The sequence below is a fragment of the Candidatus Skiveiella danica genome (genome assembly GCF_022705245.1).
GTDB lineage: Bacteria > Pseudomonadota > Gammaproteobacteria > Burkholderiales > Burkholderiaceae_C > Skiveiella > Skiveiella danica.
Genome location: NZ_JAKJEW010000104.1, coordinates 1 through 251, shown reverse-complemented (window position 1 = coordinate 251; position 251 = coordinate 1). Strand labels below are relative to the sequence as shown.

The following is a 251-nucleotide window of genomic DNA, read 5'->3' as shown; positions in this document are numbered from 1 at the left end:
CCGGATCGCGCAGCACGTCCACGAAGATGTCGCCGGTGGCTTGCAGCGAGTAGCCGCGCAGCCGGATGTCTTCTTCGCCGCCCTCGGCCGCCAGAAACGAGATGCCGGCGGTGTACTGCAAGGCCTGCTTCAGCGTGTCCAGGTTGCGGTCGTCCATCAGCTTTTCGGTGATCACCGTGACTGATTGCGGGATGTCGCGCAGGTCCTGGGTGCCCCGGGCGACGCCGGTTCTGGTGACCCGCAGGCTGTCG

1 protein-coding gene is annotated in these 251 nt (G+C 66.5%); it reads right to left on the bottom strand.

All coding sequences use genetic code 11. The features are described 5' to 3' along the window. On the bottom strand, positions 1 to 251 hold a 251-nt coding region (locus tag ACMUOY_RS20250), incomplete at both ends, for a TonB-dependent receptor plug domain-containing protein (protein WP_413894528.1).